The following is a 16,458-nucleotide window of genomic DNA, read 5'->3' as shown; positions in this document are numbered from 1 at the left end:
TACAGCTGGAAACTGTGACAGAAAACTGGAAACTAGAATTAAAAAATGGAATTAGACGAAAAAAAATATTTATATCTCTTACTACTGATCCCAATTGTGGTGTGTATTTTTCTTTTCAATATGTATTGGAAAAGAAGAACACAACGCGAGTTTGGTGATTTGGAAATGGTGAAAAGATTGAGTCCTGAGAAATCGGTTTTTAAACCTGTTTTAAAAATTGTGGTGATTCTCTTGGCGCTTACCTGCTTGATTATCGGTTTGGTAAATCCGAAAATCGGAACCAAAATGGAAACCGTAAAACGAGAAGGTATCGATATTGTTTTTGCTGTCGACGTTTCGAAAAGTATGCTTGCTGAAGATGTGGTACCAAGCCGTTTGGATAAAAGTAAACAATTGGTTTCTCAAATTATCAATAACTTAGGAAGCGACCGAATTGGTATTGTGGCGTATGCAGGAAGCGCTTTTCCTGTTTTACCTATCACATCAGATTACAGCGTTGCTAAAATGTTTTTGCAAAGTATGAGTCCTGGAATGGTTTCTTCTCAAGGAACATCTTTGGATGAAGCAATAAAATTATCTTCAACTTATTTTGATGAAAAAAGCAAAACCAGCAAATTATTAATCCTGATTTCTGATGGAGAAGACCATTCTGAAGGCGCGACTGCTGCGGCAGAAGAAGCGAATAAATTAGGAATGAAAATCATTACAATTGGTGTTGGAACAGAAAAAGGAGGAACAATTCCGTTAAAAGAAAATGGTGTTGTCAGAGGATATCAAAAAGATCAAAACGGAGAAACGGTAATCACGAAATTAAATCAAGAAGGCTTAAAAACGATTGCCAAAGCAACAAAAGGCGGTTATGTTTATGGCGGAAGTACCAAAGAAGTTTTAGAATATATAAAAAATGCTTTGAACAATATTCAAAAAACAGAATTTGAAGCAACACAAATGGCAGAGTTTCAATCGCAATTTCAATGGTTTATCGGATTTGCTTTTTTACTGTTGTTTATTGATATTTTCTTATTAGAAAGAAAAACAAACTGGATCAAAGAGTTGGATTTATTTAACGAAAAGAAATAAATGCTCAGATGAAATTCAGAACAGAAAACAAAATTAGAATGAAAAATTTACTTCTTTATATCTTATTAACGGTTTCTTTTGCAGTTTCTGCACAAGAAAAAGACAAAACATTGCCTGCTGCGAATGAAGAATATAAACAGAATAAATTTGTTGATGCTGAGGCAAACTATAGAATTTCGGAATCTAAATTTCCAAAACGATCTGCGGCGCCATATAATTTAGGAAACACTATTTACAGGCAAAATCAAATTTCGGAAGCTAAATTCGCTTACGCGAAAGCGATAAAAAATGCCAAAACAAGACCTGAAAAACATAAAGCTTTTCACAATCTTGGAAACGTTTTCATGAAGGAGAAAGATTATACGCAGGCGGTTGAAGCTTACAAACAAGCTTTGCGCAATGACCCAACAGATGAGGAAACGCGTTATAATTACGCATATGCAAAACAAAAACTAAAAGAAAATCCTCCGAAAAACGATAACAAAGACAAGAATAAGGATAAAGACAAAGACAAGGATAAAAATAAAGATAAGAACAAGGACAACAATAAAGACAAAGATAAAGACAAGGACAAGAAAGACGACAAAGGCGATAAAGACAAGGATAAAAAAGATGGTAAAAACGATCCGAAGAAAGATGACAAATCTGACAATAAAGGAGAGCCAAAACCACAGCCTGGAGGAATATCAAAAGAGCGCGTTCAGAACTTGTTAGATGCTGTTAATAATGAAGAGAAGAAAATTCAGGATAAAGTTAACGCACAAAAAGTAAAAGGTAGTCCTAAAAAATCTGAAAAAGACTGGTAAAATTTTGGTTAATCGTTTAACCGTTAATTTGTTTATTTGATCCAAACAAAACGATTAAACAAAATGACGGTTAAACGATTAAACATTAAAAAACGATTAAACATTAAATGAAAAGATATTTAATTCTATTTCTAATCACATTTCAAGGACTTATGGCTCAAGTACAATTTGAAGCCAGAGTCAGCAAAAACACACTTGGAGTAAACGAAAGACTTCGTATAGATTTCATTATGAATGTTGACGGAGACAACTTCGAACAGCCTTCTTTTGACGGGTTTAGAATGGTTGCAGGGCCAAGCCAGCAGATTAGCCAATCTTGGGTAAATGGCCGAAGCTCTTTTCAAAAAATATATTCTTACATTTTACAGCCTGAAAGAAAAGGAGTTGTAATGATTAAACAGGCCGCTATAGAATACAACGGTCAAGTTTACAAAACCAATCCGATAAAAGTTACGGTTACCAATGCCGTTGCCCAAGAAAGAGATCCAAACGACAGGCCTCCAGGATCTCCTAATGAATTATTGACTTTAGTTGCAGAAATTTCTAAAACAAATCCGTATCTAAACGAACCAATTACAGTAGTTTACAAACTATACTTCAATAATATTGGAGTAAATCGTTTTAAAGAGCTTGCAAAACCTAAATACAATGATTTCTGGAATCAGAATATCGACATTAAACAATTACAGATTGAAGAAGGAAGTTATCAAGGTCAGAGATGTTATTCTGTAATCTTGAAAAAAACCATTTTATATCCGCAAAAATCGGGAAGATTAACAATCGAACCTCTTTCATTAGATATTGAAGTAGAAATGGCTTCTAATCGTCGTGATATGTTTGGTCAAATGATTACAACAGAAGGCAATAAAGTAGTTTCTGCTGGAGCAAAAACAATTAATGTAAAACCACTTCCAGAAAGCAGCAAACCAGAAGGATTTACCGGAGCTGTTGGAAAATTTAATTTTACAGTTACTCCTTCAAAAACAACACTTAAAAATGGTGAAGGACTAGACTTAATTGTGAGCGCGCAAGGAACTGGAAACATGAAGTTATTTACACTTCCAAAACCAGTTGTTCCAAACGCATTAGAAATGTACGATCCTGTTCATGATGAAAGCGTAACCACTTCTCTGACTGGAATGTCTGGAAGAATTACTGATAAATATACTATTGTTCCGCAATACAGAGGAAAATATGCCATCAAACCAATGCAGTTCTCTTATTTTGATTTAAGTACAGGTTCATACAAAACCATTACTTCAAAAGAAATTATGATTGACGTTTTAGATGGACCAACGCCTGCAGAAGCAAATACAGGATCGGCATCTAAAAATGCAGTTGCACAAACAGATCATTTCAAAAACATTAAATCTAAAACAGCTTTAATTCCAATTGCTAAAAAAGAGTTTTACGGTTCTAATTTGTATTTAGGATTATTATTTGCTCCTTTTATCATTATTCCGTTAATCATTTTAGCTAAGAAAAGAAAAGAAGCTATTGACAGTGATGTTACTGGAAATAGAATTAGAATGAACAATAAACTGGCGAAAAAATATTTATCGCAAGCGAAGAAACATCTTAATAACAAAGAGCCTTTCTATATTGCATTAGAAAAAGCGATGCATAATTTCTTAAAAGCCAAACTGCATATTGAAACTTCAGAAATGAGTAAAGACAATATCAGAGAATTATTATTGTCAAGAAATGCAAATGCAGAAACAGTTCAGAACTTTATTAATTTGACAGAAAACTGTGAATTTGCACGTTACGCACCAGCGTCGAGCGCTTCGATTCAACAAGATTACGACAAAGCAGTTTTGATTATTTCTGAATTGGAAAAACAGATTGTCTAATTTTTTTAACGCAATCCCGATAGCTATCGGGAGCTAAGAAATAATGATCTAGCTTTCGCTGAATTTTAAGTCCGCAAAGTGAAAATTTATATATCATAAAAATGAAAAATACACTCTATCTCTTTTTATTAATCTCGCAGGTTATCTTTGCTCAAGGACGCTTTGAATCGGCAAATGCACTTTATCAGAAAGGGCAGTATAAAGAAGCGGTTCAGGTTTACGAAAACATAGTGAAAGAAGATAAATTACATTCTGCAGAATTGTATTTTAATCTTGGTAATTGCTATTATAAATTAAATCAAGTTGCGCCTTCGATTTATAATTATGAAAAAGCTTTAGTATTAAAACCAAACGATACTGAGACTTTAAATAATTTAAAATTTGCCAAAAAACTGACTATTGATGAAATTAAAGAAGTTCCAAAAGTTGGTTTTGCAAAACTGATTCAAAACTTTACTTCTATTTTTGATTATAATGAATGGGCAAAAATTGCCGTTGCAATTGGTTTTATTTTTTTACTAAGTTTCATCGGATACTATTTTTCAAAAGCTACACTTGCAAAAAGAATCTACTTTGTCGGAATGTTTATCTTTTTAGTTGCATTTGCTTTAAGCATATCTGCTGCTGTATCTGAAAAACGTCATTTTGATAACGATCGTGTTGCCATCGTTTTTTCTGAAATGAGTCAAGTTCGTGCAAAACCAGAAAAATCTGCAAATGGTATTATTTTATTGCATGAAGGAGCAAAAGTATATGTTTTAGAAAGTGTTGCCGGCTGGAGAAAAGTAGAATTAACAGACGGAACCCAAGGCTGGATTGATTCTTTGACAATTAAAGAAGTTAAGTAAAAGTTCAAAATATTTAAATAAAGAAATCCCAAATTCCAAAACTTAAATTGGAATTTGGGATTTTCATTTTTTGGAATTTAAGATTAATTCACTGCATCAACTAATCTTATAAATTCAGATCGATAACCTTCTTCATCATTAGATAATCCTGATTTTGCCAAATTTTTAATGTCAGAACTTGAGCTGTTTGCAATATATTTTGATTCGCGTAATTTTAGTCCGAACCAAGAAACGGCAGTTGTAAATTTGAAATCTGGCGAACTATTTTTCAGTTCTGTTTTCTTATCTGCAATAACATTTATTATTTCATTGCTTTTATTGCCATTAGGTTTTTTATATCTAAATTTCACCGTTGCCAGTTCATCGCTATAATTTCCCTCGTTTTTCTGTGTTTTGGTGTATTTCAAATCTGAAGGTGTATAATCGCTTTCAACACCTGTCGGAATAACTTCATACAAAGCCGTAACCGAATGTCCGCTTCCTAATTCTCCTGCGTCAATTTTATCATTTTTAAAATCTTCTGCATTTAGTTTTCGGTTTTCATAACCAATTAATCGATAGGCCTGAACATGTTTCGGATTAAATTCGATTTGAATTTTTACATCTTTCGCGATAGCAAACATTGAGCCTTTAAATTCTTTTCCAAGAAAACGATTTGCTTCTTGAATATTATCGATATAAGCGTAATTTCCATTTCCTTTATCGGCTAGAATTTCCATTTTACTGTCTTTATAATTACCCATTCCAAAACCTAAAACGGTTAAGAAAACGCCAGATTCTCTTTTTTGTTCAATCAATTTCAACATATCATCGTCGCTTGAAGCGCCAACATTAAAGTCACCATCAGTAGCTATCACTACTCTATTATTTCCTCCTTTAATAAAGTTTTCTTGTGCTAGTCTATAAGCTAATTCGATTCCTTCACCGCCCGCCGTGCTTCCGCCTGCGTGCAAATCGTCAAAAGCATCCATAATTTCGTCTTTATTATCTCCAGAAGTTGGTTCTAAGACTACTCCAGCCGAACCTGCATAAACTACAATTGAAACTCGGTCTGTACTGCGAAGCTCTTTTACCAAAATTTTCATTGATTCTTTTAATAACGGTAATTTATTTGGTTCATCCATCGAACCCGAAACATCGACCAAAAAAACCAAATTAGTAGCCGGCAAATTGGCCATTGGAACATCTTTTCCCTGCAAACCAATTTTTAGCAATCGGCTTTTTTTATTCCACGGACAGTCGCTGTATTCGGTATTAATAGAAAACGGATGCTGGCCATCTGGCTGTGGATATTTGTATTTAAAAAAGTTGATCATTTCTTCTACTCGAACGGCATCTTTAGGAACTTTTTGCCCTTCATTTATAAATCGGCGAATATTGGTATAAGATGCATTATCAACATCAATAGAAAAAGTCGAAAGTGGCGTTTTAAGCGGAGATTCAAATGGATTTTCTTCCAATCCTGCATAACTTTCTGAATTGGTTTCAGGAATGTAATTTTCTTCTTCAACCAAATCGGTTGTTGTTACTGCGATTTCGGTCGAATCTGCAGCTTCGTCTGGTGCATACGCTTTCTTACAGCTGAAAATAGTAAGTACGAGGAATGCCATCATAAAGAAATTAAGATTTCTCATAAAGTAAATTTTTAAATATTAATAAATAGGTTATTGGCTTCAAATAAGGACTAGCATTCCGGATGTACTAGAAGTGATTATTTGCAATTTTCGAGTACGCAAAATCGTGCCAAAAACTTTACAAATATTTTTCTTACGAGAAAATAAAATTAGAAACCTTGATTTTAAAGGGATTTGATGCGGAAGATTTTTTTAAATGCGAAGATTTTTTTGCCACTCCCGATAGCTATCGGGATAAAATGATTAAATAGATTAATCTTTTTGAATCCTTTAATCTGTGGCATTAATTTTTTATGCATTTGAATTGTAGAGACGCACTGCAGTGCGTCTACGTCTAGCATATCGACAAAGATTGTGTTAGACACACTGCAGTGCGTCTCTACATAATATTGGAATGTAAAAATTAAATGTGTTTTTTGCCACAGATTAAAAGAATTAAATGGATTATTTTTTTGAAATCATTTTAATCCTTTTAATCTGTGGCATTAATTTTATTCAAACTGATAAATTTTCTCCGGCGTAACACAGAAATCTAGTTTGATATCCGATTCAAAAACATCATCGATTTGATTTACGGGTTGAAAAAATGAAAGCCCGATTTTAATGGTTTCAGGTTTACATTCTGAAAGGAATTTATCATAAAAACCTTTTCCATAACCAATACGATTTCCGAAAATATCAAATGCTAGAAGCGGAACAAAAACTACTTCGACTTTAGAAGAAGGAACTTCAATTCCGTCAACAGGTTCTGGAATATTATATTCGTTTTTTTTAATTTTAGTATTATCCGTCAATAAAAAATGAGTCATTTTTCTGCTATTGAAATCACTTTTCGAAATCAGGATTTCTTTGTCTTTTCCAGAAAGTAAATGAAGAACAAACTCTGTATTTACTTCTTTTTGCTCTTCAATAGGAAGAAAAACATGATAATAGATTTTATCCCAAATTGGCATTTGGATTAGCTGATTTGCAATTGCTAAACTTTTTTCTTCTACTTCATCGAAAGAAAGTGCTTTACGGAGATTTTTATATTCTATGCGAAGTTCTTTTTTACTCGTCGGCATTGTCGGGCGTTTTAGATAAATGGTAAATAGCATCGCCTTCGTAAACAATTGGCGAATGATTAGCATTAATTACAAAACCATCGTGCGGCGCTTTGACTTTTTGTTCAAACTTTCCGAAAGGATCTGTAATTATGGCTAAGATAGTGCCTTTGGTAACAAATTTTCCCACCAAATTAAAATCATGAAGCAGACCCGAACATTTTGCGCGAAGCCAAACTGATTGTTTAATATAAATGGAAGGCTGCGCTGCTGGCTCAACTAACTGTTTAGGATCTAACATATTCAAATAATGCAATAACCGTTTTGTACCCAAAACACCTTCATTTGCAATTTCGTTATTAATGTCCAATGATTTTCCACCTTCAAAAAGAAGCATTTTTACATTGGCTTTTTCAGAAGTATTTCTAAAAGAACCATTTATGTTTTTAGAATAAAGTGTAAATGGCGCATTAAAAATATCAGCTAGAATCTTCAACTCGGGATTGTTTTCGGTAATTCTGATTTGCGGTGCATTGAATCGGCTCGCTCCACCTGCATGAAAATCGACCGCGTAGTCTAAAATCGGCAAAATTTCTTCTACAATATGATAAGCAAATCGGCTGGCAAGTGAGCCTTTTTTGCTTCCTGGAAAAACACGATTTAAATCGCGCCCGTCTGGAAACTCACGAGATTTATTGACAAAACCATACATATTGATGACAGGAATGCAGATTATGGTTCCGCGAGAAGGCCGATTTATTTTCTTGCTGATAATCTGGCGAACAACTTCAACACCGTTAATTTCGTCGCCATGAATTCCGGCAGAAAATAAAATTGTTGGACCGTCATGCTTGGAACGGCGCACGATTACAGGAATATTCAACTTGGTTGTAGTATGCAGCCGAGCAATTTCGACGTTTATGGTTCTGTGTTCTCCCGGCAAAATCGATTCGCCAAAAATAACCAATGGAGTACTATTTTTCATGTAGAATTATAAAATCTAAATATAGAAATTATTCTTTTGATTTCGTAAATTTGAAACTAATTCAATGTTAAGCTTCATTTAGAAATCGGAATGGTTTTTGAAAAGCTTCTCGAACATCTTCAGAAACAATAAAGAATGCAAAAGCCGGCCTTAGACCTTCAAATTTTAACCTTGCCAGACAATCCAGGTGTTTATCAATATTACGATAAAGACGGGAAAATCTTGTACGTCGGAAAAGCAAAAAACCTAAAAAAAAGAGTTTCTTCTTATTTCAATAAAATTCACGACACCGCAAAAACCAATGTTTTGGTAAAAAAAATCGTGACTATAAAACACATCGTTGTTCCCACAGAAACCGATGCCCTTTTATTAGAAAACAATTTAATTAAAACCCTTCAGCCGAGATACAATGTATTGCTGCGCGATGATAAAACCTATCCTTGGATTTGTATTAAGAAAGAACCTTTTTCTAGAATATTTTTAACGAGACGAATGGTTAAAGATGGTTCTGAATATTTTGGACCGTACACTAATTTCAAAATGGTGCATACGATTTTGGATTTGATTAAAGAATTGTATCCGCTTCGAACTTGCAATTATGATTTGAGCGAATCGAATATTAATTCTGGGAAATTTAAAGTTTGTCTGGAATATCACATTGGCAATTGTAAAGGACCTTGCGAAGGTTTAGAACCTTTAGAAGAATACCAAAGACAAGTCAACGCTATTCGCGAAATCTTGAAAGGAAATTTTAAAGAAAGTTTAAAAGATTTCAAAAAATTGATGAATACTTATGCGCAGAATTTACAGTTTGAAGAAGCGCAAAAAATTAAAGAAAAGATTGAAGTTTTAGAGAATTATCAATCCAGATCAACGATCATCAATCCGAAAATTACCAATATTGACGTTTTCTCAATTGTTTCTGATGAAAATGCAGCTTATGTCAACTTTCTTCAGATTTCTCATGGTTCGATTATTCGTTCGCATACTTTAGATATAAAGAAAAAGCTGGACGAAAGCGATGAAGAATTATTAGAATTAGCGATTGTAGAATTGCGTGAGCGTTTTCAATTGTTATCCAAAGAAATCATTGTTCCTTTTGAATTGGATTTGGGCGAAAACATTAAAGTGACCGTTCCGCAGCTTGGCGATAAAAAACAGATTTTAGATTTATCGATTCGAAATGCCAAATTTTATCGCATTGAACAGTTGAAACAATTGCAAATTGTAGATCCAGATCGTCACGTAAACCGAATTATGGCGCAAATGCAAAAAGATTTACGTCTTCCTTCTGAGCCTCGACATATTGAATGTTTTGATAACTCGAATATTCAGGGAACAAATCCGGTTGCGGCTTGTGTTGTTTTTAAAGATGGAAAACCAAGCAAAAAAGATTATCGTCATTTTAATGTCAAAACGGTTATTGGTCCAGATGACTTTGCTTCGATGACCGAAATTGTGTACCGACGTTACAGAAGATTGCTCGATGAAAATGAACCTTTGCCTCAATTAATTATTATTGACGGTGGAAAAGGACAGCTTTCTGCCGCATTAAAAAGTATCGACGAATTAGGCTTACGCGGAAAAGTGGCCATTATCGGAATTGCAAAACGTCTCGAAGAACTTTTTTATCCTGGAGATTCTATTCCGTTATATTTAGACAAAAAATCAGAGACTTTAAAAGTAATTCAGCAATTACGAAATGAAGCGCACAGATTTGGAATCACTTTTCATAGAGATAAAAGAAGTAAATCGGCTCTTAATTCTTCTGTGGAAAGTATTCCTGGAATTGGCGAAAAAACAATGCTCGCTTTAATCCAACATTTTAAAAGTGTTAAAAGATTAAAACTGGCTACTGAAAAAGAAATTTCAGATGTTGTAGGAGTTTCCAGAGCCAAGAAAATTGTTGCATTTTATCATCCAAAAGAAAACTAATTCATTTTGAAAAAAGGCCTTTTACATATTATTATCTGTTTGTTTTTTTCTATTTCGTATAGTCAAAACGACATTTCTTTTGTACAAAAAGACAAAAGCAAAATCGAGATAAGTTTTAAAAATAAAATTGGAACGAGCGAAGAAGAGTACGAACAAGCGGTCGAAATAAAAAATACACAAACTGGAAAAACTCAAATTATAAACAACATAGAAGTTTCGATTACAGGAAAACCATCCCATTTAGAAATAAACGATTATAATTTTGATGGTTACACCGATTTTGCAAGTTTTCATACCGATGACGGAATGGGAGTTTACACGATTTATCAGATTTTTATTTTTAATCCAAAGACCAAAAATTTTGAAAATTTAGAATTTCCAACCCATTATAATCCGAAATGTGACATGTTTTGCGATGTTAAAATTGATAAAATTAAAAAGACACTTACCTCAAGCTGTCGCGGCGGCGCTAAGACTCATAACGACATTTGGAAGTACGATCAAAATAAAAAATTAATACTTTTAAAAACAACATCATATTAGGAATAAACCCGAAAAAATTGCCGACTTTTACAAAACTAACTTGCAGATTTTTATGCGCCAAAATCCATTTTCAATTTTAAATATCAAATCAAAAGGGTTCTCTCCAAATACAGTTTGGAAAGCAATTTCTATGATATTTATATTGCTGATGCTGTTTTCGCAAAATTCTTTTTCGCAAGAAACAAAAAAAGACAGCATTAAAAGGCCAAAAATTGGTTTGGTTTTGAGTGGCGGTGGTGCCAAAGGTTTTGCGCACATTGGTGTTTTAAAAGTTTTGGAAGAAGCCGGAATCAAAATTGATTATATAGGCGGAACCAGCATGGGATCTGTCATTGGCGGACTTTATGCCTCTGGTTACAATGCTTCTCAAATCGATTCTATTTTTAAGAAAACCAATTTCGACGAATTGATTAACGATTATATACCAAGATCTTCTAAGAATTTTTACGGCAAGAAAAATGACGAATTGTACGCAATCGTTTTACCGTTTAGTAATTTTAGAGTCGGCATTCCAGAAGCGCTTTCAAAAGGAATGTACAATTATAATTTATTGAGCAGTTTAACTCGAAACGTGCGTCACATTCGTGATTTCAATAAACTGCCAACTCCATTTTTATGTATTGGTACCAATATTGAAACCGGAGAAGAAGTTTTATTGAATAAAGGAAATCTCGTTCAAGCTATGATGGCGAGTGCTGCTTTTCCTTCCCTATTTACTCCAGTAGAAATTGACGGGAATTTATTGGTTGATGGCGGTGTTGTAAACAATTATCCTATTGAAGAAGTACGAAAGCTTGGAGCCGATATTATTATTGGAGTTGACGTTCAGGACGATTTAATGAAGAGAAAAAACCTGAAAAATGCTACCCGAATTTTGGTTCAGATTACCAATCTTCAGTCGATCGACAAAATGAAAAACAAAATAAAAAACACCGATGTTTACATAAAACCTGACATTCGTGACTTTGGTGTCATTTCATTTGATAGAGGCGAAGAAATTATCCGAAAAGGAGAAGAAGCGGCTTTTGCCGTTTACGAAAAAATCAAAGCATTAACTGACGAAACCACTTTTTACAAAAAACCAAAACTAAAAGTTGCGACGGACACGATTCAAATTCAAAAAATAAACACCGATCAATTAGATAATTATACTAAAGAATATATTCGCGGCAAACTTCGCTTTAAACCAGGTAGCACTATTACTTACGATGGTCTTAAAGCTGGAATTAACAATTTAAATGCCACACAAAACTTTAGCACTATTTCGTATTGTTTGCAACCAGATGGCGAAAAAGATGATTTAGATTTGGTTTTAAAAGAAAACCCAACACAGACTTTCTTAAAACTTGGACTCCATTATGATGGACTTTATAAAAGCGGCATTTTATTAAATCTTACTCACAAAAAAACATTTTTAAAAAATGATGTTACTTCGCTTGATATAATTTTAGGAGACAATTTCAGATATGATTTGAATTATTATGTTGAAAATGGTTTTAATATCAGCTTTGGTTTCCGTTCGAGATTAAATCAATTTAATCGAAATGTAACTACAAGTTTGAGTAATTTGGTTACACAAAATCCGAACTTCAACTTAATCAATGTTGATTTTATGGATGTTAGCAATCAAGCTTATTTTCAGACTATTTTTGTTCAGAAGTTTTTAATGGGCGGTGGTTTAGAATATAAATATTTAAAAATAAATTCTCCAACACTTGCCAATGAAGATAATATCATTGACAAAAGTAATTATTTCAGTGCCTTTGCTTATCTAAAATACGATTCGTTTGATGACAAATATTACCCAAGTTCAGGATTGTATTTCTCTACAGATTTGCAAACCTACTTGGCATCTTCAGATTATACCAAAAATTTTAAACCTTTTTCGATTGCAAAAGCAGAAGTGTCTTTTGTGAATACTTTATTTAATAGAGCTACTTTTAAAATTGATGCCGACGCAGGTTTTACTTTCGGAAACTCAAGTGTTCCGTTCTTTGATTTCATTTTAGGAGGATACGGTTACAGCAAAATAAACAATTTCAATTATTTTTATGGGTATGATTTCTTGAGCATTGCAGGTAATAGCTACATCAAAACAGGAATTACTTTGGATTACGAAATCTTAAGAAAAAACCACATTAATCTTTCTGCCAATTTTGCCAATCTTGGAAACGATATCTTTTCTACTGTAGATTGGGTTTCAATGCCAAAATATACTGGTTACGCAGTAGGATACGGATTAGAAACCATTATTGGTCCAATTGAAATAAAGCAATCTTGGTCTCCAGAAATATCTAGAAGCTTTACTTGGTTTAGCATCGGATTTTTGTTTTAGGATTTTATCAAAGAATAGTTCAATAAAATCGTACTATTTTTTTGCTTTGTAAAAATTATATCAAAAAAATTAAAACATCTTGTAGTTATAATTAATATAATTTTTATTTTTACTCGCAAAAATTTACGACATTTGTTATAATGAAAACAAAATGGACAGGTTTATTAGAGTATCTTCAATTCCTCATCAAGAGAAATCCTGAGTAAGCTATCGAATTGAGATAATTTAGATCATTTAAGAACGAATGATCAGATTATCTGTTCAAACAATTCAATTTTCGAATTATCTAATTGAAAAGCCATGCCATTATATCACAAACTCGGAGATTTTCCGCAAAAGCGACACACCCAGTTCGAAAAACCAAACGGAGGTTTTTATTATGAACAGTTATTTGGAACAGAAGGTTTTCATGGACATTCGTCATTGTCTTATCATGTTCACAGACCAACGCAGGTTAAAGAAATTTTAAACTCTTATCCGGTTGAGCCCAAAATTGCAATCGGAAAAAATATAAAATCATTACTTTTTAAAGGTTTTGAATTAAAACCTGAAAACGACTTTTTAGACAGCCGAAAAGCAATGTTAGTCAACAAAGACTGTATTATTGGTTTGGCTGCGCCGAAAGAATCGCTTCGAAATTATTTCTACAAAAATGCCGATGCCGATGAAATGCTTTTCATCCATAAAGGAAAAGGAAAATTAAGAACCATGTTAGGAAATATTCCGTTTGAATATGGCGATTACTTGATTATTCCGCGTGGCATTATTTACCAAATCGAATTTGAAACGGAAGAAAACCGACTATTTTACGTAGAATCGTATTCTCCATTTTACACTCCAAAACGATATAAAAACCAATCAGGTCAGCATTTAGAACATTCTCCATTTTGCGAGCGTGATTTTATTTTGCCAAGCGAATTGGAAACACACGACGAAAAAGGTGATTTTTTAATTAAAATCAAAAAAGAAGGCATGATTCACGAAGTGGTTTATGCAACGCATCCTTTTGACGTTGTGGGCTGGGACGGCTATAACTTCCCATACGGATTTTCAATTCACAATTTCGAACCTATAACTGGGCGTGTTCACCAACCGCCGCCAGTACATCAAACTTTTGAAACGGCCACTTTTGTCGTTTGTTCATTCTGCCCAAGACTTTACGATTATCATCCGAAAGCAATTCCGGCGCCTTATAATCACAGCAATATAGATTCTGACGAAGTGCTGTATTATGTAGATGGCGATTTTATGAGCCGTAACAATATTGAACAAGGTCATATCACTTTACACCCAAAGGGAATTCCGCATGGACCAGCGCCAGGCGCAATGGAACGCAGTATTGGTCACAAAGAAACTCAGGAATTAGCTGTTATGGTCGATACTTTCAGACCATTAATGGTTACGGAAGAAGCTATGGGTCTTGATGATGGGCAGTATTATAAATCCTGGACGGAGTAATTTTTTAATGTGGCAATATGCCAATTAGATAATTTTCAATTAGAAAATGTGGCAATTAGAAAATTAGAGAATTAAATACTGTAATTTTAAACTTACAAAATAAATTATCTCATTATCAAATTTCCTAATTAACTAATTCAACAAATGACTTTCAACGAGAAATATAGAGACAACGCTCTTTTACTTAAAACATTCAATTTTGCATTAAACATAATTGATTACACTAGTGAACTTCAGGAACAAAAGAAATTCGTAATTGCAAATCAGTTATTAAAAAGTGGAACGTCAATTGGAGCAAATTCAAAAGAATCACAAAACGCAGAAAGTAAAGCAGATTTTATTCATAAATTAAAAATTGCAATTAAAGAGGCAGACGAAACTGAGTATTGGTTGTTTTTATGTGATGCTCATAGAGAATATCCAAATTGCAAACGTTTATTAAATGATCTTTCAGAAATTTTAAAAATTTTAAATAAAATAATATCAACATCAAAGAGGAATTAGAAAATTAGAAAATGTGTCAATTAGAAAATTAATGCATTTCAAGAATTATCTCATTTTCTCATTATCAAATTATCTAATTATGAGCAAAGAAGTAAAATCAGTAGAATACGGATTAGAAAAAATCTTTGAAGGAGCACAAGATTTCCTTCCTTTATTAGGAACCGATTATGTAGAATTTTATGTAGGGAATGCAAAACAATCTGCACATTATTATAAAACTGCTTTCGGATATCAGTCATTGGCTTATGCTGGATTAGAAACGGGAGTAAAAGACAAAGCGTCTTATGTTTTGAAACAAGATAAAATCAGAATTGTTTTAACTACGCCTTTAACAGCAGATTCTCCAATCAACGAACACTTGAAAAAACACGGCGACGGAGTTAAAGTTGCAGCACTTTGGGTTGAAGATGCTACAAAATCTTACGAAGAAACTATGAAACGCGGTGCACGTTCTTTTATGGAACCAACCGTTGAAGAAGATGAATTTGGTCAAGTTATTCGTTCTGGAATTTACACTTACGGAGAAACGGTTCACATTTTTGTAGAAAGAAAAAACTATAACGGAGTTTTCTTGCCTGGATATAAAGAATGGAAATCAGACTATAATCCAGAACCAACAGGATTAAAATACATTGATCACATGGTTGGAAATGTGGGTTGGAACGAAATGAATACTTGGGTAAAATTCTATGAAGATGTAATGGGATTTGTAAATTTCCTTTCTTTTGATGACAAACAAATTACTACAGAATATTCTGCGTTGATGAGTAAAGTAATGTCAAACGGAAACGGAAGAATTAAATTTCCTATCAACGAACCAGCCGAAGGAAAGAAAAAATCGCAAATTGAAGAATATTTAGATTTTTATGGCGGACCTGGAATTCAGCATATCGCAATTGCAACTGATGATATTATAAAAACTGTATCACAATTAAGAGCTCGCGGTGTTGAATTTTTATCTGCTCCTCCTCATACTTATTATGAAGCAATTCCAGAAAGATTGGGTGTTCATATGGATATGATGAAAGAAGACATTAATGAAATTGAAAAATTAGCCATCATGGTCGATGCCGACGAAGATGGTTACCTTTTACAAATTTTTACAAAGCCAGTTCAGGACAGGCCGACGCTTTTCTTCGAAATTATCCAAAGAATGGGTGCAAAAGGATTCGGTGCAGGTAACTTTAAAGCTCTTTTTGAGTCGATTGAAAGAGAGCAAGAATTGAGAGGAACGCTATAAAACGTTAATTTTCATACACAAAACAGCATAATTCTCTAAAAAACGATGCTTTTTTTGTAAATGTTATGTTAAACTTGACTTTGGCTATTTGTTTTTTGAACTTTCTATCTATCTTTGCACTCGCAAATAAGGAAGGGGTGGTTTCCTTCCGAATTGATATAAATTTCATAATTTATAGTTTTTTGGTTAGTTAA

General features: G+C 33.4%; 13 protein-coding genes. 10 read left to right on the top strand and 3 right to left on the bottom strand.

Annotation, left to right across the window (positions count from 1 at the left end):
• The first annotated feature begins 45 nt into the window (after nt 1-45).
• The 4 genes from LL966_RS13745 (at nt 46) to LL966_RS13730 (ending at nt 4,587) form a co-directional block, all read left to right on the top strand.
• The gene (locus LL966_RS13745; protein ID WP_229354008.1) at nt 46-1,080 is read left to right on the top strand and encodes a vWA domain-containing protein; all 1,035 of its coding nucleotides are present in this window, start codon (nt 46-48) and stop codon (nt 1,078-1,080) included.
• A 38-nt stretch (nt 1,081-1,118) separates the two neighbouring features.
• Nucleotides 1,119-1,886 (top strand): tetratricopeptide repeat protein, encoded by a 768-nt coding sequence (locus LL966_RS13740; RefSeq protein WP_229354006.1) that lies wholly within the window; start codon nt 1,119-1,121, stop codon nt 1,884-1,886.
• Between the two features lie 107 nt (nt 1,887-1,993).
• Entirely contained in the window at nt 1,994-3,739 is a 1,746-nt protein-coding gene (locus LL966_RS13735; RefSeq protein ID WP_229354005.1) for a BatD family protein, read from the top strand.
• Between the two features lie 101 nt (nt 3,740-3,840).
• Nucleotides 3,841-4,587, top strand: a complete 747-nt coding sequence (locus tag LL966_RS13730) for a tetratricopeptide repeat protein (protein WP_229354003.1) — start codon at nt 3,841-3,843, stop codon at nt 4,585-4,587.
• Between the two features lie 83 nt (nt 4,588-4,670).
• Here the strand turns inward: LL966_RS13730 and LL966_RS13725 are convergent, their stop codons facing one another.
• From LL966_RS13725 to LL966_RS13715, 3 genes are all read right to left on the bottom strand, one after another.
• Complete coding sequence (locus LL966_RS13725) at nt 4,671-6,221, bottom strand: vWA domain-containing protein (protein ID WP_317207138.1); 1,551 nt, start codon at nt 6,219-6,221, stop codon at nt 4,671-4,673.
• Nucleotides 6,222-6,712: 491 nt separating this feature from the next.
• The gene (locus tag LL966_RS13720) at nt 6,713-7,285 is read right to left on the bottom strand and encodes a 5-formyltetrahydrofolate cyclo-ligase (RefSeq protein ID WP_229354001.1); all 573 of its coding nucleotides are present in this window, start codon (nt 7,283-7,285) and stop codon (nt 6,713-6,715) included.
• Complete coding sequence (locus LL966_RS13715; RefSeq protein WP_229354000.1) at nt 7,272-8,249, bottom strand: succinylglutamate desuccinylase/aspartoacylase family protein; 978 nt, start codon at nt 8,247-8,249, stop codon at nt 7,272-7,274. Before LL966_RS13715 ends, LL966_RS13720 begins: the two co-directional genes overlap by 14 nt.
• Nucleotides 8,250-8,384: 135 nt before the next feature.
• Here LL966_RS13715 and uvrC point away from each other — a divergent pair, with 135 nt between their 5' ends.
• The 6 genes from uvrC (at nt 8,385) to hppD (ending at nt 16,264) form a co-directional block, all read left to right on the top strand.
• A complete protein-coding gene (gene uvrC, locus LL966_RS13710; RefSeq protein WP_229353999.1) occupies nt 8,385-10,184 on the top strand; it encodes an excinuclease ABC subunit UvrC in 1,800 nt (599 codons plus the stop codon).
• Nucleotides 10,185-10,190: 6 nt separating this feature from the next.
• Nucleotides 10,191-10,727: an XAC2610-related protein gene (locus LL966_RS13705; protein ID WP_229353998.1), complete on the top strand. Its 537-nt coding sequence runs from the start codon at nt 10,191-10,193 to the stop codon at nt 10,725-10,727.
• A 130-nt stretch (nt 10,728-10,857) separates the two neighbouring features.
• Nucleotides 10,858-13,062 (top strand): patatin-like phospholipase family protein, encoded by a 2,205-nt coding sequence (locus tag LL966_RS13700; RefSeq protein ID WP_229353997.1) that lies wholly within the window; start codon nt 10,858-10,860, stop codon nt 13,060-13,062.
• A 300-nt stretch (nt 13,063-13,362) separates the two neighbouring features.
• A complete protein-coding gene (locus LL966_RS13695; protein ID WP_229353996.1) occupies nt 13,363-14,520 on the top strand; it encodes a homogentisate 1,2-dioxygenase in 1,158 nt (385 codons plus the stop codon).
• Between the two features lie 144 nt (nt 14,521-14,664).
• On the top strand, nt 14,665-15,024 hold the full coding sequence (locus LL966_RS13690; RefSeq protein WP_229353995.1) for a four helix bundle protein: 360 nt from the start codon (nt 14,665-14,667) through the stop codon (nt 15,022-15,024).
• Between the two features lie 79 nt (nt 15,025-15,103).
• Complete coding sequence (hppD, locus tag LL966_RS13685) at nt 15,104-16,264, top strand: 4-hydroxyphenylpyruvate dioxygenase (protein ID WP_179004192.1); 1,161 nt, start codon at nt 15,104-15,106, stop codon at nt 16,262-16,264.
• Nucleotides 16,265-16,458 lie beyond the last annotated feature (194 nt).

It is taken from the genome of Flavobacterium chungbukense (assembly GCF_020805785.1).
Taxonomy (GTDB): Bacteria; Bacteroidota; Bacteroidia; order Flavobacteriales; family Flavobacteriaceae; genus Flavobacterium; species Flavobacterium chungbukense.
This window is presented reverse-complemented; position numbering and strand designations above follow the sequence as displayed.

What these genes read in the sequence shown, in the direction of transcription:
- LL966_RS13730 (WP_229354003.1), top strand. Translation starts at nt 3,841, where the DNA reads ATGAAAAATACACTCTATCTCTTTTTATTAATCTCGCAGGTTATCTTT.
- LL966_RS13690 (WP_229353995.1), top strand. Translation starts at nt 14,665, where the DNA reads ATGACTTTCAACGAGAAATATAGAGACAACGCTCTTTTACTTAAAACA.
- LL966_RS13740 (WP_229354006.1), top strand. Translation starts at nt 1,119, where the DNA reads ATGAAAAATTTACTTCTTTATATCTTATTAACGGTTTCTTTTGCAGTT.
- LL966_RS13735 (WP_229354005.1), top strand. Translation starts at nt 1,994, where the DNA reads ATGAAAAGATATTTAATTCTATTTCTAATCACATTTCAAGGACTTATG.
- uvrC (WP_229353999.1), top strand. Translation starts at nt 8,385, where the DNA reads ATGCAAAAGCCGGCCTTAGACCTTCAAATTTTAACCTTGCCAGACAAT.
- LL966_RS13715 (WP_229354000.1), bottom strand. Translation starts at nt 8,249, where the DNA reads ATGAAAAATAGTACTCCATTGGTTATTTTTGGCGAATCGATTTTGCCG.
- LL966_RS13725 (WP_317207138.1), bottom strand. Translation starts at nt 6,221, where the DNA reads ATGAGAAATCTTAATTTCTTTATGATGGCATTCCTCGTACTTACTATT.
- LL966_RS13720 (WP_229354001.1), bottom strand. Translation starts at nt 7,285, where the DNA reads ATGCCGACGAGTAAAAAAGAACTTCGCATAGAATATAAAAATCTCCGT.
- LL966_RS13695 (WP_229353996.1), top strand. Translation starts at nt 13,363, where the DNA reads ATGCCATTATATCACAAACTCGGAGATTTTCCGCAAAAGCGACACACC.
- LL966_RS13745 (WP_229354008.1), top strand. Translation starts at nt 46, where the DNA reads ATGGAATTAGACGAAAAAAAATATTTATATCTCTTACTACTGATCCCA.
- hppD (WP_179004192.1), top strand. Translation starts at nt 15,104, where the DNA reads ATGAGCAAAGAAGTAAAATCAGTAGAATACGGATTAGAAAAAATCTTT.
- LL966_RS13700 (WP_229353997.1), top strand. Translation starts at nt 10,858, where the DNA reads ATGATATTTATATTGCTGATGCTGTTTTCGCAAAATTCTTTTTCGCAA.